The sequence below is a fragment of the Haloferax sp. DFSO52 genome (assembly GCF_048158745.1).
Classification (GTDB): domain Archaea; phylum Halobacteriota; class Halobacteria; order Halobacteriales; family Haloferacaceae; genus Haloferax.
Genome location: NZ_JBLOPB010000003.1, coordinates 25417 through 45155 on the forward strand (window position 1 = coordinate 25417; position 19739 = coordinate 45155).

A 19739-nucleotide genomic window follows, 5' to 3' on the forward strand; every position below is an offset into this window, starting at 1 on the left:
GCTGTTTGCTCAGTTGTCGACGAGTTCTTCGTAGCGTTTCGCACTCTCTTGCAAACCAGCGATGCGGTCGGACAGCTCGTCGGACCCTGCTGCGACGATGTTCAGGCCTTGCGTAGCCGCCCATTCTTTGTACCCGTCCATCTGCGCGCCTTCGACGATCGCGTCTGAGAGGACTTTTTGCACGTCACTGTCCACCCCTGCTGGGGCGAAGACACCGAGTTCGAGTGCGATGAGCGGCAGTTCCGAGCCGACTGCTTCGGAGGCATCACTGAGAACCGGTGCGTCCGGGAACAGTTCAGATGGGTTTGGACGTGCGACGTAGAGAATGTCGATTTTATCTTCTTCGACGAGCCCCGTAATTCCGGTTTCACCGGGCGTTCCAATATCAACGTCACCACGGGCGATGGCAGTGCCAATCTCTGGACCAGAGTCGAAGGGCACCCCAACGACCTTATTTTTGACATCGATACCCAACGCGTCGAGCGTCGTAATCGCAAGGAAGTGGTTCGAGCCACCACGGCCGACTGTACCGACTCGAACTTCGTCTGCAGACTCCGCGTACTCGACGAACTCCTCGATGCCGCTCCAGCGGCCATCCTGGCAGACGAATGCGAAGTACGCAGCAGATGGAATCCCGATCTTCGTGAGGTTTTCCATCGAGTATTGTGTATCGTACAGCGTCGCACCGAGGAGGCCGGTCGGAATCGAGATGCATCCCATCGTGTACCCGTCAGGGTCCTGTTGGGACATGTAGTTCATCCCCTGGCGACCAGTTGCGCCGGACCGGTTGTCGACGACAGAGTTCCCCCCGAGCGCTTCCTCGAAGTATGGCTTGATTCCGCGCCACTGGGTGTCTGTACCGCCACCCGCACCGAACGGAACGACCATCGTGACTTCCTTCGTTGGGAAGTCACTTCCGCCGCTGTCGGAACCACTGTCGCTTCCGCCGCTGTCTCCACCGCTGTCACCGCCACTATCTCCACCGCTGTCACCGCCGCTGTCTCCGCCGCTACCGCCATCGTTACCGCTTCCTGTACATCCAGCGAGTCCCACCATTCCGACTCCACCTGCGACTGTCAGTCCGCGTAGGAAGCGGCGTCGGTCGTACCCGTTACTGTCGTTACCCGTTTGCTTTGGCATAACGTGACGTGGTTTACCGCTATACTACATAAATATTTGTTATCCCTGTCGTCAGATTGTCATAGAAATCGACGGTTGGCCGCTGTACGCGGGGTTTTACCCTAATTTGAGTACTGTATCATACGACCGCACGATTTAGGTGGCCCACCAGCGATTGGTGGTTGATGCACCTAGGTAGCCGTACGCCCCCTCCGAGTAGAGTCCAACACAGCAGTCAAATCTCACTACTGCGATGCACCAACCTTCAGACACTCCTCGCACGCAGGTAATCGATGGTCGAGTACAGCATCGCACTGGCCATCGCAGCAGCGTGTCTATTTGGGACGAATGCAGTCATCATACAGACCGGGACGCGAGAAGGGTCATCAGTCGCAGCCGCGGTCATCAGCAGTATCGTCAGCGTCGTTGCGTTCTGGACGCTCGTGTACATCCGTCAGCCGCCACTCGCGGACGTAACGCTCCTCCAGTTGGCACCGTTCTTCGTCGCCGGCATCGCCTACCCAGCTCTGTTCAGACTGTTCTTCTTCGAGGGAATCGCCCGGACCAACGCCAGCCTCTCTGTGGTCATCAAGTCAGTGAATCCAGCGTTGGCTGCGATACTCGCAGTCGTCGTCCTCGCTGAGCGACCAGAAGCGACAGCTGTCGCTGGACTCGTGCTCATCGTCGTCGGCGTCGTTGGGCTTCAGTCTATGCGCACGGGCGATACACTGGCCGATGGAGGGCAGACTGACCTGTTGGTTCGTACGCTCAGGACGGCCTCTGTCTCCGACCTCCTCTACCCAGTGATGGCGATGGTCATCTACGTCGTCGGCTCGATCATCATCAAGTATGGCCTCGACCGCCTCGGAGAACCACTCATCGCCACTGCGGTCACACAGACGACTGGACTCGTCGTCTTCGGTGTCTATCTGGCCACCTCACGCACGGCACGCACGCGACTGACGCAGTGTTCTCCCTGGGCAGTCGGAGTGTTCGCCCTCTCGGGGGTCGTCGTCGCGCTCGCGTGGCTCGCTCAGTTCTTCGCGCTCCAACTCGGGACGATCGTCACCGTCGTTCCGATATTCAACATCTCGCCGCTTGTCGTCATGGGAATCGCATATGTCCAAGCCCGTGAACTTCCTCGGTCACCGACGGTTATCAGTGCAATCTTACTCGTCCTCTTCGGTGGTATTCTCATCCAGATTTAACGGACGCGGGTTCGACAATCGGCCCCCGTGGGTGAATCCGTGGTCGAGAATAGACCCCGAGTGGCGGCCGCATCGAGGTGACCGTGCCTGCCGGCTGTAGAACGTTTATATAGTACCTTCCAAAATAACACATCTGTATGTCCGACATTGACATCCTACTGCACGGCATCCCCGGCCGTTCGAGTCACGGGTACCTCGGCCAGGCGTCGGCGGTCCTCGTAAACAAGACGACAATGGTCGACGTTGGCTCGATTGGTCGGCGTCCAGTGCTGGAGAAATCGTTCGAGAACGTCGACGTCGAACCTGAAGACGTCGAAGACGTGCTGCTCACGCACGTCCACTTCGACCACTGCGACAACATCGACCTGTTCCCCGACGCGACGATTCACGTCTACGAACCGGAGATGCAGCGGCTCGAAGACGGTGAGTACGACTGGGCGACCCCCATTCAGGGACCGTCGCTCTTCGATGGCCACGAGGTGAGCCTCTTCGAAGCTGGTGACGTGATCAACGGCATGGAGGTCGTTCCAACGCCGGGGCACACGGAACACCACGTCGCGTTCGTTCTCGAAGACGACGACCTCACCTATGGGTTCACTGGCGACGCCGTCAAAAACACACGCGAACTGTCGACGATGAACCCGATGGTCCTCTACAGTAAAGAGGCAGCCATCGATACCCTCGAACGGATGGCCGAACGACTCGACTTCGTCGTTCCGGGACACGACACCCCATTCTACATCGAAGACGGAGAGCCGATTGCCACTATCGACGTCGACTGGGGTGTGAATCTCCAGTTCTCACCCGCGTCCGCGACGACGACCGAGATATCGAGCAACCGGTCTGAACTCCGCGAACTCCCACCGAACGTCACCGACGCCACCGCACGACAAGCGTTCCACTGAGCTTCCGCTCGGGGTGGCTGACCGAGCAATTTATGTATCATTCTTTGGTACTCGTCATCATGCACCTCGAAGGTGAGCAAGCATTTGACGCACCAGTGGCAACCGTCTGGGATGTCTCGTTCCAGGCGGAGGTCCTCGAAACATGTATCCCTGGCGCACAGTCTGTCGAACGTCTCTCCGAAACCGAATTCAGCGCGGAAGTACGGCGTGGCATGGCAAGTATCTCTGTGACGATGGATTTGCTGTTCGAAGTCGTCGAAGACGACCGTCCGAGCGGGGTCGTTGTCACGATGGAAGGATCTGACAACCGGACGAATAGTACTGCAGCGGGCGACATCTCCATCGAAAGTGGCGTCGTCGATGACGGTGAGAGCTCGGTGCTCAACTACGCTGCCGACATCGAGTTTACCGGTCGACTCGCCTCGCTCGGCAGTCGCCTCATCAAACGCCAGATCGACAAAGATCTCTCGACCTTCTTCGACGGACTGCAAGAAGAAATCGAGTCGGAAGCTGTCGTCTCAGAGTAAGAGGTTCTAAAAAATAGCGCCAGACCTGCGGACCGACTAGAAGTTGAATACCTCTTTCGCAGTGTCTCCCATTATCGACGTTTTCGCCTCGTCCGAGAGGTCCAGCGCTTCGACGTCGTCCGCGTTCTTGCTGATGTCCGGAATCATCGGTGCCGGCCAGTCGGAGCCAAACATCGTCTTGTGGGCGATATCTTCCAGGCGTGGGAATGCGTCCATAAGTTTCGTCGGCGGGATAGACGAGATATCGAAGTAGATGTTGTCGTGTCGGCGGTAGAGATAGAACGCTTCGTCGTAGTACAGCGGCCGGCCACCGTGGCACATCACGACGTCGAGGTCGAAGTCCATGCAGACGTCGTCGACGTAGAGAGGGTTGGTGTGAATGTTCCGGGCACCGGGGAAGAAACTCGTCCCAGTGTGGATGACGACTGGGATGTCTGCATCGGCACATCGCTGATAGACCGCTTCGAGCCCTTCGTCGTTGTTGCCAACCGGCGGGTCACGGTACGCGTTCGGGCGAACGTCCTGATGCGGGGGGTGAATCTTGACACCGTCGAGGTCGAGGTCGTCGATGATTCGGTCCATCCGCTCGTGGACATCATCTGCACTCCCACGAAGGTCGATACCAGCCACGGAACGGAGACGGTCGGGCGCAGCGTCGCGGAACTCGGCGGCGTACTCGTTTACTTCCGATGGATATCCGACGATGTCAGGCGAGACGTAGTTGATTGCGACGGCACCGTCCATGTTCTGGTCGTCGAGGTACTCGAGGAATAATTCTGGATTCTCGGCCATCTCCCACGCCTCGTCGAAACGACGTTGGAGGTTGCGGAACTTATCGATAGCCCGCTGCTTGGCGAGCCAGAATGGATTCATGTGTACGTGGCAGTCGATTCGCATCGAGTTCTCTTCTCTATCGGATTATAAATAAGGTTCGGATTGGTAAGTCCTGACACACCCGTTCTCGTCTGTAGATTGTACACCACACGAGGGCAGTGACCCCCTGAGAGGGATGCGGTGGGAGACCGAACGATGTGAAGACAGTAACCCGACAGAACGTGCGAGGGCTGTGAGTCGAAACACACTCCGAGGTGAACACCGCTGGGGAAGAATTATTATCGTTGGCTGGAATCCAGTAGTACGATGTATCCCTCGGAGTTCGAGTATTTTTCTGCCGAGTCGGTAGAAGATGCTCTTTCGCTGAAAGCGAAGTACGAATTTGCGGAGATTCTCGCAGGGGGACAGAGCCTCATTCCACTGCAGAAAGAACGACTCGCCATCCCAGACCAACTCATCGACATCTCTGAAATCGACGAATTAGACTACATCGAAGAGACTGCCGACGAGATTCGAATCGGTGCGGTCACGACACACGCGGACGTCCAGAAGTCAGCAGTCGTCCAAGAACACGTCTCTCTCTTCAGTGAATGTATCTCTAAAATCGCCGATCAACTCGTTCGGAACCGCGGAACGGTTGGCGGCACAGTCGTCGAAGCTGACCCCGACGGCGATTACATGCCTGTGATGAAGTTGCTGAATCCGGACGTCGTCGTCACCGGACCCGACGGCGACCGTGTCATCCCGTTCGACGAGTTCTACTTCGGGATGTTCACCGTCGACATCGAAGAGGACGAACTGCTCACCGAAGTCCGGATGCCGAAATTACCGCTCGTCGCGGATGCCGCCGGTGTCGGAAGTACCTACAAGAAACACACGAACCGCTCGGGTGACTACGCAATCGTGGGTGTTGCGGCAGTCGTTCACGTCGACGAAGACGAGACGATAACTGACGCCCGTGTCGTCGTCGGAAGCGTTGGTCCACTCTTCTCTTCGGACGACGCTGCAGCTGCCGTCGTCGGAACGTCGCTCGACGAGACTGCGCTCGACGAAGCCGCAGCAGCAGTCGAAGACGATGCCATGCCAGACCAAGAAGACAGAGAGGGGGCGTACAAGCGTGCAATGGCGGGTGAGTTTACTCGCAAAGCGCTTCAGACGGCGTACGACCGTTCGGTCGAAGACCTGTAAGCCCAGTACGGTTCAACTGGAAGCTCAGTACGGTTCAACTTCGCCGCTCATTTTCGGTGAGGATAGAACGGCCTCGAAACGACGTTCAGATACCTAGCACTCGATGTGGCGTTTCGACGACCATCTGCTGAAGCGCTTCGTCCGAGATGCCCTGTTCTGCGATGCCCGCGATGTTCTGCGAGATAGCGGGTGTACTCGGATAGTCGGTCCCGAAGAGAACTTTGTGTGCGATCTTCGCTAACTTGGGGAAGTACTGGTCGACGAGACTGTGCGGTGGGATACCCGAGATATCCATGTAGAGGTTGTCGTGTAACTGCGTGAGCGTGACCGCTTCGTCGCACCAGGCAGGACGTCCGCCGTGTGCCATGATTAGTGTGAGGTCGGGGAAGTGGCAGGCAACGTCGTCCATCCACATCGGTCGTGAGAAATCTGTCCGTGAGCCTTCGAACACCGACGTTCCGGTATGGAACATGACTGGAATTTCGAGTCGCTGTGCCGTGGCGTAGAGCGGGTAAACGGCACTATCGTTGGGGTAGAAGTATTGATACGAGGGGTACAGTTTCAATCCGCGAGCACCCCGTTCGACGAGGCGTTCGAGATAGGTTGTCGGCTGAAAGTGACCGTTCGGATTCACGGAGACGAACGGGATGAACCGGTCGTTCCCCTCGGCGTAGTCGAGGACGTATTCGTTCGGTATCTCGATATCGACGCATGGAGTTTCGTGGGCCAAGAGAACTGCGTACTCGAGGTTCGCTTCGTCGAGCGCGGATTCGACGACTGCAGGAGGGATTTCACCGTCACGCTCGACGACGGCTGCGATGTCGGGGTTGAACCGTTCGATGAGTGAATAGAGGCGGTCACTGAAATGTTCTCTCCTACCGACGTGGATGTGCGCGTCGACGCCGCCATCGAACGTCGGAATCGTCATCGCTCGTCCCTCTCGGTGTGAATACAGCTACTGGGGGTGCGTATGCGACTGCTGTTCATTACGTACCACCACCTCGGTTTCGGGGTATATGGACTTTCGGCTCAACCGACGTATGGACTTTCGGCTCAGTCGTCGATTTGGGCTACGTGAGAGACGAGACGCAGGTAAATTTAATAGACGAGCCAGAAAGCGACTTTGTATGGACGAAATTAGCGACATGAAGCGTCGCGAAGTCGAGGCATTCCTCTCGTTCGTTGCAGGTGCAGAGACGGACCGAGCCGTCAAAGCACGCTCGTATCACATCCTCGCGACGTACGACGAGTCGGACTTCGGGCGCGTTTCCGACCTGTTTACTGACGTCGGGGCGACCGCAAGTATCGCATTCCTCGGCCGCGACGTCGATGACCAAGGGGCGTATATCGAGATGGTCCACGACGCAGGACACGAGGTCACACTTCACGGACACCGCCACGTCAAGTTCGGCGGTCTCTCGTACGACACCGCGTACGACGACCTCTCGAACGGGATGGCCGCTATCGAAGACGCGACATCCATCACGCCGACGGGTTTCTTCGCCCCATTCAAGGCCGTCAGTGAAGGAACTCTCGAAGCGGCGTCCGAACTCGGTCTCGGGTGGGTTCTCGGAAAGCCAGACGAGGGTGCGTCGGTTCCCGACGACATCGAACTCGTCGACTCCGTGTACCCACACGATTCTCGATTGCTGGAAGGCGGAACGCCTGCTGACGAGACGTTCGACCAACTCGAAGCGGCGGTCGGAGATGGCGAGACGTTCCTCTTCCACCCGAATCTGCTCGACTACTACGATGCGATGGACGAGTTCGGCGACTGGATCGAGGCGGCGAACCCCAGTTCCGTTCGCACCCAACTCGACGAGGGTGGCGTCGGCGTGGTTCTCGATTGCCTCCGACCGCTCCGCATCGAGTAACGTCAATCGACAGAGACGGGTTACTCACACCCCGTTCAAACATAGAGATGAGGGGGTAATTCAGCAGTTCAGCCGATTGGATACTCACTCACCCCTCGGTAATGCTTAATAAGAATGGTTCAAAACAATCAGTAACTCAATGACCACTAATAATTATTCGAGTACCGTCACGACGACGATTAACGGGGACGAGGTCGTCCAGGAAGTTCCAGACAGGAAACTCCTCGTCCACTTCCTCCGTGAGGACGCCGGGTGCACTGGAGTCCATCAGGGATGTGTCGTCGGAAAGTGCGGTGCCTGTACCGTCGTCGTAGACGGGACACCGATGAAATCCTGTATGATGTACAGCATGCAAGTCGATGGAAAAGACGTCATGACAGCGCGTGGGCTGGCGGCGAAGGCTGAAGAAGAGGGCATCGCCGTCGAAGACAACGGTGAACTGCTTCACCCGATTCAAAAAGGGTTCAAGGAGAAACACGGGTTACAGTGTGGGTACTGTACACCGGGGTTCGTGCTCTCGACGTATGGTCTCCTCTCCGAGAACGACTCCCCGACAGAAGAAGACATCGAGAACGCCGTCTCAGGGAACATCTGCCGCTGTACGGGCTACAACAGCATCGTCGAGAGTATCGAATGGGCAGCGGACGAACTCCGTTCGAGGCAGGCCAAGACGGAGCCAGCCGATGACTGAAGAGCAACCACGACCGGATGGTGGGACCGCAGCTGTTCAATCTGGGTCGACCGAGCAAGGAACAAACGAGCCAGAGTCCAAAGGAAAGTACGTCGGTCGGGGTGAAAAGCGAAAAGAGGACAACCGCCTGACGACCGGCCGCGGGCGATACATCGACGACCTCGAGCCGGTCCCGAATCTCAAATATATCTCAGTTCTCCGCTCCCCACACGCGCATGCACGTATCGAAGATATCGATGCGAGCGCTGCACTCGACATGGACGGGGTTCACGCCGTCGTCACGGGTGAACAGGTCGCAGAACTCGTCGACCCTTTCCCCGCCTCCGTGCAGAACCCGTCGAATGCCTACTACCCGATTGCTGTCGATAAGGTCCGCTACAACGGAGAGCCCGTGGCCGTCGTCGTCGCCGACGACCGATATCGAGCACACGACGCCCTGGAGTTCATCAACGTCTCGTACGAACGACTCGACCCCATTCTCGACCCGGAAGAAGCGGTCGAAGACGACGCCCCGCAAGTGCACGAGGGTGGCAACGTCGCAAACTATCGTGAACTCGAATACGGCGACGTCGACGCGGAGTTCGCTGCCGCCGACCACATCGTCAAAGAACGGTTCGAGTACCCACGAACCGCATATCCGCCGCTCGAAACGTACGGTGTCATCGCAGACTACGACGACGGACAGGATACACTGGACATCTGGGCGAACTTCCAGGGGCCGTTCTCACTCCACGCTGTCTCGACAAGTGTGCTTCCGCTCCCAGAGAACCGTATCAGCCTGAAAGTCCCGTCGGATCAGGGTGGTGGCTTCGGAGTGAAGTGCTCGCTCTACCCGTACATCGTCCTCTTGTCGGCAGTCTCGATGGAGACCGGTGTCCCGGTGAAGTGGATCGAGTCTCGACAGGAACACTTGCTCGCGAGTTCGATGCACGCAAACCGCGTCCAGTACCTCGAAGGAGCAGTCGACGACGACGGCGACATCCGTGCGATTCGCTTCCGTCAGTTCGACGACTTCGGCGGCTACGTCCGCCCACCAGAACCAGGCGCGACGTACCGACCAATCGGGAACTGGCAAGGGCCGTACGACATGAACGCGCTCGGTGCCGAACTGTACACCGTGCGGACGAACAAGTGTCCGACCGGCCCCCACCGTGGATACGGCTGTCACCTGCACTACTTCGCGTTAGAGGGTCTCGTCGACCGGATGGCAGAGACGATCGACATGGACCCTGCCGAACTTCGGCTTCGTAACTTCATCACGGACGATGCGTTCCCATTCGAGTCGCTCACTGGCGGACTGTACGACAGCGGTCAGTACGAGCGTGCGATGCAGATGGGACTCGATGCCATCGATTACGACGGTTTCTCGACCGAGAGCGACGATCCCGACACACTCATCGGCATCGGGATGTCGGCGGTCGTCGACCCGCAAGCATCGAACATGGGCTACCTCGACGTCGCCCTTCCGAAAGAGATGCGTCGGTACTCGAAATCCGGTGCCGTCGAGGCTGCAACCGTCATTATCGGCCCCGACGGAACCGTAAAGGTCGAACTCACGGACTCACCCGAAGGACAGGGTCACGAGACGACGGCGAGTCAAATCGTCGCCGACGAACTGAGAGTCGACTTCGACGACGTGCAAGTCAACACCGGTATCGACACCGGGTTAGATTCGTGGGTCATCTCCTCGGGGACGTACTCGTCGCGCTTCGGGACCATTGGCCACTCTGCAATCGCGAAAGCAGCGCGCAAGGTTCGAAACCAAGCTGAGACCATCGGCGCACACTTACTCGGCGTGGACGTCGAGACGGTCGAACTTCGAGATGGTGCCGTAATCAGTGAGAGCGGTGAATCCATCTCGCTCCGCCGCATCGCCGGGACGACGTACTGGAACCCACAGGACCTCCCGGAAGACGTCGAGCCAAAATTGGCTTCGCTCACCGTCACGGGGATGGACCAAGCGACAGCCGTCACCGACGACGACAAAGTCAACTCGTCGATGACGTACGCGTTCGGTGCACACTTCGCCGTCGTCGAGGTGAACATCAAGACGGGCGTCGTCGAAATCAAAGACTACGTCACCGTCCACGACGCGGGAACAGTCGTCAACCCACTCATCGTTCGCGGACAGATCGAAGGCGGTACCTTCCACGGATACGCGAGCACGCTCTACGAGTTCCACGAGTACGACAAGACGGGGACGCTCCAGACGGATTCCCTCATGGACTACTCGATGCCGACGATCAAAGAGCGGTTGAAGATGCGTCACGAGCACATCGAAACGCCATCCCCATTCACTGAGCTGGGTTCGAAAGGGACTGGGGAAGCCGGAACGCAAGCTGTCGTCCCAGCGCTCTCGAACGCAGTGCGAAATGCACTGCAACAGGTCGATGTCGATATCGACACACTCCCCATTACGCCCGACCGCGTGTGGGAACTCGTCCAAGACGTCGAAGCCGACGACACCTGAGCCACCCACCGGGCTCACTTTTTGGGGACCGTCCGACGTTCGAAGCCTGTCGGTAGTCACAAATCAACTGCGTGAGAGAGGCGTGTATGGACGAGAACGAGCACACCGATGGCAGCACTCACGGACACTCACACGACCACTCACACGACCACGACAATGGCCATTCTCACGACCACCATCACGAACACTCTCACGACCACGACCACGATTTCACCGACCGCGCTGACCGCTTGAACGACCCCGTTCAGTATCGATATCTCTCTGCCGAAGAACTCCGCGAGTGGCTCAATCCCGAACCGGACTGGGTCGTCGCCGACCTGGGAAGCGGGACAGGATTCTACACCGACGAAATCGCACCAATCGTCGATGTCGTGTACGCCGTGGATGTCTACGAGGGGATGCACGAACACTATCGAGACAGAGGTGTCCCAGAGAACGTCGAACTGGTGACCGCAGATGTGCATTCGACGCCATTGAATGACGACCAATTAGACGGTGCAGTCTCCCTCCGAACGTTCCACCATGGCGTTTCTGATTCGCTCGACGAAATCGCCCGTATCATTCGTCCGGGTGGTCGTCTCGTCGTCGTCGATTGGTCTGCGACAGGTGTTGGCGACCGTGAACGCGGCCCCGCTCCCGAGGAATGTTTCGACCTCGCAACTGTCCAAACGCTGTTGCTCGACCACGGCTTCAAGATTCAGGCCGCCCAGGAACGGCGTGAGACGTTCGTCGTGGTTGCGACGCTCCGAAACGACTGACCGCGTCGTATTTCCTCACAGGTTTTGGTGGCGTTGGTAATCTTGTCGCCAGCAGTGGACCGGTCGTCGTGTGATTCATGACAATAGTGCAGTGAAACGGTACAGTCACCCACCGGCAGTATTGTTATATATTAACAATATCAAAGCGGCATTGCATTCGCTAACAATCACAATTAGCGAATAGTACACGTAAGATGCGGTGACTAATGGAGATTCGGACATTATTTAAAAAAGTTCAGATGAATTTACTAAAAAGAAAATTGACGGAGTTGGTCCTGCCCATCAGTATTGCATAGATTATGAAATTCTATCTCCAGAATTTACCGTTTCGAAACCCGGCCTACCTGTCTCATCGATTCACCAACGGAGGGGCAGAGGTCACCATACGTACCCCAACAACTCTCCGGCCCCACGAAGATTCATGTGTGAGTCTCACCCAGCCAACATATGCCCAATCCGTCTCCGTTTTCACGGCCTATCGGGAGCCATCGCGTCGATGGAATGCGCGAGTCCGTCATTCGAGAGATGACGCGCGAGGCACACAAACACGGTGCAATCAATCTCTCACAGGGAATCCCCGACGAAGACGAAACGCCAGCGACCGTTAAACAGGCCGCCAAGGACGCGATCGACACGTCGAGTCAGTACACAATTACGTGGGGACTCCCGGAACTCCGCGACGCAGTCGCCGGCCGGTACGAGGAGTGGAAAGGAGTTCGCTACGACCCAGAAACCGAAGTTACCGTCACCACCGGAACGAGCGAAGCGGTGGTCGCAACACTTCTCGCGCTCTGTGACCCCGGCGACGGCGTCATCTACTTCGAACCGACCTACGAGAGTTACATCCCTGCTGCCCAGTTCGCAGGCGGCCGATTGATGCCGCTCGACATCACGGATGGCCTCGAAATCGACCCAGACGCGCTTCGTGAGGCCGCCACAGACGCGTCGATTCTCATTCTCAACCATCCACACAACCCGACGGGGAACGTCTTCACGCGCGACGAACTCGAACTCGTCGCAGCTGTCGCAGCGGCGGAAGACCTCATCGTCGTCACCGACGAAATCTACGAACACATCGTCTATACAGACGACTACGTCAGTCCCGTCGAAATCGACGGCCTCGCCGACCGAACCGTCGTCTGTACGGGACTCTCGAAAACCTATTCGGTGACTGGGTGGCGAGTCGGGTTCGCCCTCGCGCCCGAACCACTCTCAGCCGAACTCCGAAAAGTCCACGACTACACGAGCATCTGTGCGCCCACGCCGTTCCAGAAAGCCGGTGTCGAGGCGCTGTCGCTCCCCGAAGATTACTATTCAGCGCTCTCTGCATCGTACGAACGCCGCCGTGACTTGCTCTACGACGGACTCCAGAACGTCGGTCTAGACCCCGTAAAACCGGATGGTGCGTACTACATGCTCACCCGCTATCCCGGAGCCGAAGACGACACCGAGTTCGCCCTCCGCCTCATTCGCGAGGCAGGTGTCGCAGTGGTCCCGGGGAGCAGTTTCTACACAGAAGGCTCTGCAGAGTGGGTTCGGTTCACCTTCTCTCGCAACGAGGCCACAATCGAGGAAGCTCTCGGCCGGTTGAACACGAATCGATTCTGGTAGTCACACGTCGCTGTCGACGTTGGTTCGGACCGGCATACCACCTGACCACTGGATTACGGACTACCGAACCATCTGACCGCCTGATTACCGGCCCGCCACAGTGCAATCGACAGTCCCAGCCAAATCAGGGCTCGACTCAGTACGTCGAGGTGAGGATATCGTCGTCGAGTTCGCTGAACTGCGACAGGTACGCCTGCCGCTCCTGGCGCAGTTCGCTGTGCATCTCATCGAAGTTTTCGACGTGGTCAGCGACGACGAACTGGCCGATGTCGATACCGGGGACGTTCGTCGGGACCGTCAGTCCGAGCGTCTCGTCGTAGGCCCAGTCGATACTGCCGCGGGCAACGCCTTCGAGGATTGCGACGGTCTCTTCGACACCGACGTCTACCGGGTCGGTGGTGCCGACTGCACCGGTGTTGATGACGAAACAATCGACGTTCAGGTCGGCGATGAGTTCGCGGAATCGGTTCCCCTCTTCGCCTTTCGAGCCAACGATGAAGGGGTTCGTTCCGACGACTCGAATCGGTTCGCCGATGCGTGACGGGTCACCAGCGCTCGTCTCGACAGATTCGCCGAGCATGAACGCGACAGCGGCCTGCGCCTCGTTGAGTTTCGCAATCGGCGGCATCAGCGGGTTGCGCGTGATGAAGAACACCTGGTCGACTCGGTCGAGGTCGATGTCTGCAGCAGAACTTTCGAGGCAGTCGCGCTGAATCACCGCACGTGCATTCCGCCCGTACGCTGGTTCGTCGAAGTCGACGACTCCGTCGGCGTCGACAGAGACGTTCTCGAGCACGGCGCTCTCGTTGGTCGCGGCCCTGTGGAGTTCGGGTTGTTGGTCAGCGTCCAGGCCGAGCGTTTTGATGTAGAGGCCGCCGCCTTCGCTCCCGGCGACAGTCCCTGACGGGAGCAGTGCGCAAACATCGTCCTGAAGCATCTCTGCACCTTCTGGCTCCTCGAGCCAGAGCCCGTGGCTCGTCAGCGTCGACTTCCCCGTACCCGACAGTCCCAAGTAGAGTTGACCAACGTCACGGTGGCCGTCTTCGTCGTCGAGCGTGACGCGTTTGCTGCCGGCGTGAAGCCCGAGTCCGCCTGCCTGTTTCGCTCGGAACATAAACAGTCGAAGGAACGATTTCTTCGCCTCACCGGTGTAGTCGCTGCCGAGAACTGTCGTGAGTCCCGCTTCGGGGAGAATTCGAATACACGGTTCGTCCGTCGCGTCGGGAAGCTGAACCGTGATGAAATCAGGTTCGGCACCGTCACTCGGTTCGAGAAGCTTCGCCCACGCGAGGGCAATCCGACCGTACTCTTTGGGAAGGAACAGTCTGCAGACGGCCGACACGTCCTCGTTTCGGCCGACAACTCGGTCGACACACAGCACGTCGTTCGACGGGTCGCTTACCCACTCGATGCCACGCTGGATGACGTCGAAGTCGTCGTCATCGAACGAATCGTCGATGGAAGTCGACGTTTGGGCCGCGCTTCGTGAACGGTAGTCACTGACGTACGACGGGGCACCGTACTCGGTGGTCGTTTCGAGGTGTGCAGAGTACTCACGGAGTTCAGTGAGTGAGGGGTTGTACGTGACGTGGTCGGCTGTGACCGGGTTTGGAAAATCAGCTGTGGTTGGCCAGAGGACGGATTCTTCCATTCTACCTGATTCACTACGACTCGCCACGATAAGGTTATTGAATCCGTAAATATCCGTGAAAATAATTACTTGTGTGAGGGTAAATACTCACCTGTCAAGAGATTCAATTGTCGGTTCGAATGGCGCTGTTTGGTCCTCGATTTACTGGCGAGTCACCGGGAGAACCGAGAATCTGGCATCGGTCGATGAAATCGAACAGACGAGTTATGCAGTGTTCAATCAGGCAGTCCGGGAGCTTAATCGTCCAGTGAACACTGGCCACGAACATATTCGGGGCAACGCCCTCGATACGATAGCATCGAGTGAGACTCGTATGTCCGAAACGACACTCGACGTTCGTACGATTCCACCAGCCGAGCGCCACCCCAAGATTCACGCTGCATTCGACGACCTCGAAAGCGGAGAAGCGCTCACCATCGTCAACGACCACGAACCGAAGCCACTGTTCTACGAGATGCAAGCCGAAAAGGAGGACTTCGACGCCGAGAACTACGCCGTCGAACGTCGAACACCAGCTGAGTTCGTCGCGACGTTCCCGAAGAAGTAACAGAAACTGCGTAATCATCCCGGCTTCCAGGTGGGGTTGTCGGTCCGCTGATGGGCGCGAGGAGACAACTCCTGCGACGCCACGCTGTGACGAAGGGGCCAAAAAGATGTCAAACTCGGTCGAAACGGAACCGAAACACGTCAAGCGGGCCATCCGTACCCACGGAGAGCGAGTCAAACGACGGGAACTCCAGCAAGCACTCTCCAGCTTCGAAACGAACGGAACGCTCACCGACGCACAACGTGCAACACTCGTGAAGATGGCGACAGAAATCGTCGACGGCGTCCTCTCTCCGACGCTCACTGCTTTGGATGATTCGACAGTCTGTGAGGAGACAGTTCACACTGCGATAGAACTGTACGAGATAGACGACATCGACGAACCGCACGAACTCCGATAGACGCCGAATATGTTCGGCAGTAGGTGTACGATTGCATCCCTCTAGTGTTCGACTATGAGCGTCGTTCCAGGGGAAATTGATACATCTCGGCAACCACCGATGACCGTGCCGCTTCGGCACTTCGTCGTCGCGCTCGGATTGCTCCTGCTTGGCCTGAGTCTCGCACTCGGTATCGCGTTCGATGTCGTTCCGAGCACCGCGATTCTCGCTCACATCCACCTCTTGCTCGCCGGCTGGGTCTGTGTCACGATTATGGGGGCGATGACGCAGTTCGTCCCCGTGTGGTCTGGCGTCGAACTCCACTCACGACGGCTCGCGACGATGCAGTTGTGGTTGGTCGCCGGTGGGCTGGTCGGATTCGCCAGTAGTTTTCTCATGGCACGCTTCGTCTTCCTTCCAGTGTTCGGGAGCGCGATGCTCCTCGGGTTTTGGCTGTTCGTATACAACATCAGCCGGACACTTTGGGAGGTTTCAGACTACGACGTGACAGAGCGACACTTCTGGGTGGCGCTTGGGTTCGTTTTTCTCCTGACGAGCTTCGGGTTCCTGCTCGCCCTCGACCTGGTCTATCCAATCTTCGCACCACTGTCTGTGTCACGTGGGTCAGTGCTCTCTGCACACGCGACTCTCGCCGTCTTCGGGGCAGTCGTCACGACGATTCTCGGTGCACTCTACCAGCTTGGGACGATGTTTACCCAGACGAAGCTCCATGGAATCGACCTCTGGTTACAACGGGCCGAAGAAGTCGGCTACCCCGTGGGAGTCGTCCTTCTCGCGACGGGGCGTCTCCTCGACAGTCTCCTCGTCGCACAAATTGGCGGCCTGCTCGTCGCACTGACGCTCCTCGGGTTCAGCATCATCCTCGGGCGGCGATTGTACGAAACGTCTGTCCAGTGGAATCCGATGCTCACCCGGTACGCCGTCGTCGCGCCCGCACTCGCGCTCTGGAGCCTCCTCGCACTGCCTGTCTGGCTCACGAACCCGCTCTCGCATGACACGCTCTTTGGCGCACCATCGTCCTACTACCTCCTCATCGTCGGATTCATCGGATTCGTCGTCTTCGGGACCCTGTATCACGTCGTCCCCTTCATCGTCTGGGTCAACCGCTACAGCGACTTGCTCGGGTTCGAACCCGTTCCGATGATAGACGACCTCTACAGCGACCGAATCGCGACCCTCGATTTCATCTTACTGCTTTCTGGGACCGGTCTACTCGTCGCCGCAGACGTGTTCTCGCTTCCATCGATGGTCACTGGTATCGGGAGTACGCTGCTATTCGCTGGAGTCGTATGCTTCGTCGCCAACGTCGTCCAGGTCATCAGAACGCACAGCCACCACTCCCTTCTCGGTGTCTTGTCACCCTCGCTGGAGGCAGACACGAACCCCGGGAGTGAGTCGAACGAGTCGCTCAGTGGGAAGTAGTCAACATCCGCTTTCCTGCCCACTCAAAATCCGGGGTAGCGGCACCAACGGACGTCGTCGCTCGTCTATTCGCAAAGACACTCGTGACGCTTCGAGGACTGATTGACGACGTACTCGTGGATTTCGAGCGCAAGTTCGTACAGGTTCGATGCGCGCTCTCTCGCTGCGAGTCCGTCCTGATAATACGTCTTCGCTCGATGATTCCGCCAGAGGTCCTGGAGGTTGGTCGCGACGTACTCAGAGAGGATGCCGCGTCGTGCCGCTTCTGTGTACACGCCCGGATGGGTTCCGGGGAGGTCACGAGGTTCGACACCACCTTCGAGTAGTTTGAATTCGACGACCCGTTCGATGGCGACGAACGACGTCTCGATGACGATGGTGTAGAATCCCCGGTCGAGGAGTGTGTCCGCTCCCGCGAGCAACCGACACGACTTCCGAAGTTGGAGAACGTCCGCTTCGTTCGTCTCCAATCCGTCTTCGATTTCCTCAGGGCGGCGGTCGAACGCTGCCTGTACGTCCTCGACCAGCGTTTCGATTCGGTTACCGCTCATCTGTCAGCACCTCGGTCCGAAGTTCTTGAAACCGTTTCCCACCGAATACCGTGATTCCCTCGTCGAACACGGTTCGCAGTTTCTCGCCTGCTCTCAGCGCACTCTCAGGTGATTCGACGAACGTCTCGAACGTATATCGGTCACCATCGAACCGCGCTTCGCCCAGTTCGGAGGCAACGTCGGCGACGAGACGACGTGCAACCGTTCGGTCACCATCGACGAGAACGAACACGTCGATGTCGCTCTTCCGGTCTGCGTCTCCCCGAGCGACGCTGCCGAACACGAGGACTCCGAGCAGTTGTTCGATGTCGTCGCTCGCTTCGACAGCAGAGTCGACACGCTGGACGAATTCACGAACTGGGGCGTGATATTCGACCTGTTCGATAGCGAGTATCGGGTCATCTTTTTCGAGGTGTTCTGGGTCGATGCTGACGTACTTTCGCTGGGCCGTCTCCCGTATGTTCACGACACCAAGGTCGTCAAGCAAGCCGACTGCCCGCCAGATGGTCGACCGACTGTGGTCGGTTTGCGTGGCGAGTTCCGTCATCGTGAACGCAGATTCGTGCGCGTCGACGAGGAGTCGCAACACGTCGTCGGCCGCCCGAAGCCTGAATATCTTCGTGTCGCCTCCGGGAGAGACACGAAGGCAAACCCGCGTGTTATGTTTCGTTTCGTCGAACACTGTTTGAGCATACGCAACAAGGTATAATAAACGTGGGGGCAGAATGAACACGGGTAGCGGACAGACACCCATAATCGCGTGAGGACGACGGGCACTCGGTCGTACTCAGTCCCCAGAGAGACGTGCGGTCGCTAGAGCGGCGACTGATCCGCTCCGAAAGCGTCGTCGGGGCGGTTCGATGTGTCCGCTGATGGCGGTGCAACGGCACCCGTATCCAGAAATTCTTCTTCAAGTTCCTCGAGTCGTTCGTTGATAGTGCTGCTCTGGTGATGCATCTCTGAGAGGCGCACACGAACGAGGTCGTAGTCGTGTCGGTCAGTGAGGCCATTCCACGCTCTGAACGAACCGATGTTGAGCGTGTGTGACTGCGGGCAAAACGCCGTCGTCGGGGTGAACTCCGCCCAGAGGACAGCAGGGTCATCTGCATCTTCGGCATATCGGAATCCTGCGGATTCGTGGCGAGTATCGAGATTGAGCCGCGCGAGGTTGTAGTTGAACGTCATGTCGTAGACGGTTCGCTCTTCGAACAGTTCACGGGTGAGTTCGTGAAAGGTGACGTGCTCGTCGTTGGTCAACACACGGTGGCCGTCGAGAAACGCGCCTGGCTCCGGAATGTGTTCCGGGACGAACTCGTCGTATCCATCGAAGAGGTCCGTGTCGGAACCGCCGAACGGCGAGGATAATCCAACCATACGAGAACGTACAAGGCGTCTCCTTCTGTGGGTTCCCCCGGACATGTTCGGGGGAGTGAACAACCGTCCATGGGCCAGTAGTTCAGATGAAGAATCATGTCCAGCGAACGTCCGAACGAGCCCGAAGCCGACCAACACGAGAACTCGTGGTCGGCTAATCTCGAACAGCCAGCCCACGCAGAGAGCCGGGAGAAAATCGTCAGCGACGCACTCGATGCTATCGAGCGAACTGTCTCGGGTCGACACGTCAACCTTGTCACGCACGAAGCACACGGCCATCCATCGTCGTATCTCTATCCTGTTCTCGAAGACGAGTACGAGTCGCTCGAATTGGAGTTCGTCGACAGATGTGGCTGTGGGGGATACGTCACACGAGTGTACGTCTAACCGGCAGAACAGTCACGCGAGTAGGTACGCTCCAGCACCGACGACCAGACGGTCAGTCGTCGCCGACGAACCGGTCACGCCGGTAGCGACACTGCTCACAGAAGAACTGTGCGTAGCCGGTTGGTATCGTCCCAGTAAACAACATCTCAGTACCACAATCGGGGCACCACTCTGAGAAACCGCCTTCTGTGTGGTCTGTGCTCATACCACGTCCATATCGAG

At 57.9% G+C, this 19739-nt stretch carries 21 protein-coding genes; 13 read left to right on the forward strand and 8 right to left on the reverse strand.

The window, feature by feature from the left end; translation table 11 throughout:
- Window positions 1-9 precede the first annotated feature (9 nt).
- Window positions 10-1140 carry a Bug family tripartite tricarboxylate transporter substrate binding protein gene (locus tag ACK3SC_RS16195; protein WP_416841269.1) on the reverse strand — a complete coding sequence of 377 codons (1131 nt, stop codon included), beginning with the start codon at window positions 1138-1140 and terminating at the stop codon, window positions 10-12.
- A gap of 272 nt (window positions 1141-1412) precedes the next feature.
- Here ACK3SC_RS16195 and ACK3SC_RS16200 point away from each other — a divergent pair, with 272 nt between their 5' ends.
- The 3 genes from ACK3SC_RS16200 (at window position 1413) to ACK3SC_RS16210 (ending at window position 3759) form a co-directional block, all read left to right on the forward strand.
- Entirely contained in the window at window positions 1413-2327 is a 915-nt protein-coding gene (locus tag ACK3SC_RS16200) for an EamA family transporter (protein WP_416841270.1), read from the forward strand.
- Between the two features lie 137 nt (window positions 2328-2464).
- Window positions 2465-3232, forward strand: coding sequence for an MBL fold metallo-hydrolase (locus ACK3SC_RS16205; protein WP_416841271.1), 768 nt, complete (start codon window positions 2465-2467; stop codon window positions 3230-3232).
- 59 nt (window positions 3233-3291) lie between these two features.
- Window positions 3292-3759, forward strand: coding sequence for a CoxG family protein (locus tag ACK3SC_RS16210; protein WP_416841272.1), 468 nt, complete (start codon window positions 3292-3294; stop codon window positions 3757-3759).
- Between the two features lie 36 nt (window positions 3760-3795).
- Here the strand turns inward: ACK3SC_RS16210 and ACK3SC_RS16215 are convergent, their stop codons facing one another.
- On the reverse strand, window positions 3796-4656 hold the full coding sequence (locus ACK3SC_RS16215; RefSeq protein ID WP_416841273.1) for an amidohydrolase family protein: 861 nt from the start codon (window positions 4654-4656) through the stop codon (window positions 3796-3798).
- 243 nt (window positions 4657-4899) lie between these two features.
- Here ACK3SC_RS16215 and ACK3SC_RS16220 point away from each other — a divergent pair, with 243 nt between their 5' ends.
- Entirely contained in the window at window positions 4900-5781 is an 882-nt protein-coding gene (locus ACK3SC_RS16220) for an FAD binding domain-containing protein (RefSeq protein WP_416841274.1), read from the forward strand.
- An 85-nt stretch (window positions 5782-5866) separates the two neighbouring features.
- Here ACK3SC_RS16220 and ACK3SC_RS16225 read toward each other — a convergent pair whose 3' ends face one another.
- On the reverse strand, window positions 5867-6709 hold the full coding sequence (locus tag ACK3SC_RS16225; RefSeq protein ID WP_416841275.1) for an amidohydrolase family protein: 843 nt from the start codon (window positions 6707-6709) through the stop codon (window positions 5867-5869).
- Between the two features lie 199 nt (window positions 6710-6908).
- Here ACK3SC_RS16225 and ACK3SC_RS16230 point away from each other — a divergent pair, with 199 nt between their 5' ends.
- From ACK3SC_RS16230 to ACK3SC_RS16250, 5 genes are all read left to right on the forward strand, one after another.
- Window positions 6909-7655: a polysaccharide deacetylase family protein gene (locus ACK3SC_RS16230; protein ID WP_416841276.1), complete on the forward strand. Its 747-nt coding sequence runs from the start codon at window positions 6909-6911 to the stop codon at window positions 7653-7655.
- Window positions 7656-7794: 139 nt separating this feature from the next.
- A complete protein-coding gene (locus ACK3SC_RS16235) occupies window positions 7795-8346 on the forward strand; it encodes a (2Fe-2S)-binding protein (RefSeq protein ID WP_416841277.1) in 552 nt (183 codons plus the stop codon).
- The gene (locus ACK3SC_RS16240; RefSeq protein WP_416841278.1) at window positions 8339-10816 is read left to right on the forward strand and encodes a xanthine dehydrogenase family protein molybdopterin-binding subunit; all 2478 of its coding nucleotides are present in this window, start codon (window positions 8339-8341) and stop codon (window positions 10814-10816) included. Before ACK3SC_RS16235 ends, ACK3SC_RS16240 begins: the two co-directional genes overlap by 8 nt.
- 86 nt (window positions 10817-10902) lie before the next feature.
- Window positions 10903-11574 carry a class I SAM-dependent methyltransferase gene (locus tag ACK3SC_RS16245; RefSeq protein WP_416841279.1) on the forward strand — a complete coding sequence of 224 codons (672 nt, stop codon included), beginning with the start codon at window positions 10903-10905 and terminating at the stop codon, window positions 11572-11574.
- A 447-nt stretch (window positions 11575-12021) separates the two neighbouring features.
- Complete coding sequence (locus tag ACK3SC_RS16250) at window positions 12022-13185, forward strand: pyridoxal phosphate-dependent aminotransferase (protein ID WP_416841280.1); 1164 nt, start codon at window positions 12022-12024, stop codon at window positions 13183-13185.
- Window positions 13186-13321: 136 nt separating this feature from the next.
- Here the strand turns inward: ACK3SC_RS16250 and ACK3SC_RS16255 are convergent, their stop codons facing one another.
- On the reverse strand, window positions 13322-14836 hold the full coding sequence (locus tag ACK3SC_RS16255) for a phosphoenolpyruvate carboxykinase (ATP) (RefSeq protein WP_416841281.1): 1515 nt from the start codon (window positions 14834-14836) through the stop codon (window positions 13322-13324).
- Window positions 14837-15149: 313 nt separating this feature from the next.
- On the opposite strand from ACK3SC_RS16255, the gene ACK3SC_RS16260 reads away from it, so the two are divergent.
- The 3 genes from ACK3SC_RS16260 to ACK3SC_RS16270 all read left to right on the forward strand — a co-directional run bounded on the left by ACK3SC_RS16260 (window position 15150) and on the right by ACK3SC_RS16270 (window position 17205).
- Entirely contained in the window at window positions 15150-15383 is a 234-nt protein-coding gene (locus ACK3SC_RS16260) for a DUF2249 domain-containing protein (RefSeq protein ID WP_416841282.1), read from the forward strand.
- 106 nt (window positions 15384-15489) lie between these two features.
- Window positions 15490-15783, forward strand: a complete 294-nt coding sequence (locus ACK3SC_RS16265; RefSeq protein WP_416841283.1) for a hypothetical protein — start codon at window positions 15490-15492, stop codon at window positions 15781-15783.
- A 54-nt stretch (window positions 15784-15837) separates the two neighbouring features.
- Entirely contained in the window at window positions 15838-17205 is a 1368-nt protein-coding gene (locus ACK3SC_RS16270) for a hypothetical protein (protein WP_416841284.1), read from the forward strand.
- 65 nt (window positions 17206-17270) lie between these two features.
- Here the strand turns inward: ACK3SC_RS16270 and ACK3SC_RS16275 are convergent, their stop codons facing one another.
- From ACK3SC_RS16275 to ACK3SC_RS16285, 3 genes are all read right to left on the reverse strand, one after another.
- Window positions 17271-17756 (reverse strand): hypothetical protein, encoded by a 486-nt coding sequence (locus tag ACK3SC_RS16275; protein WP_416841285.1) that lies wholly within the window; start codon window positions 17754-17756, stop codon window positions 17271-17273.
- Window positions 17746-18438, reverse strand: a complete 693-nt coding sequence (locus tag ACK3SC_RS16280) for a nucleotidyltransferase domain-containing protein (protein ID WP_416841286.1) — start codon at window positions 18436-18438, stop codon at window positions 17746-17748. The genes ACK3SC_RS16275 and ACK3SC_RS16280 overlap by 11 nt, the downstream gene beginning before the upstream one ends.
- Before the next feature lie 131 nt (window positions 18439-18569).
- Entirely contained in the window at window positions 18570-19130 is a 561-nt protein-coding gene (locus tag ACK3SC_RS16285; protein WP_416841287.1) for a hypothetical protein, read from the reverse strand.
- Window positions 19131-19226: 96 nt separating this feature from the next.
- Here ACK3SC_RS16285 and ACK3SC_RS16290 point away from each other — a divergent pair, with 96 nt between their 5' ends.
- Complete coding sequence (locus ACK3SC_RS16290; RefSeq protein WP_416841288.1) at window positions 19227-19517, forward strand: CGCGG family rSAM-modified RiPP protein; 291 nt, start codon at window positions 19227-19229, stop codon at window positions 19515-19517.
- A 52-nt stretch (window positions 19518-19569) separates the two neighbouring features.
- Here the strand turns inward: ACK3SC_RS16290 and ACK3SC_RS16295 are convergent, their stop codons facing one another.
- Complete coding sequence (locus tag ACK3SC_RS16295) at window positions 19570-19722, reverse strand: HVO_2142 family zinc finger protein (protein WP_416841289.1); 153 nt, start codon at window positions 19720-19722, stop codon at window positions 19570-19572.
- Window positions 19723-19739 lie beyond the last annotated feature (17 nt).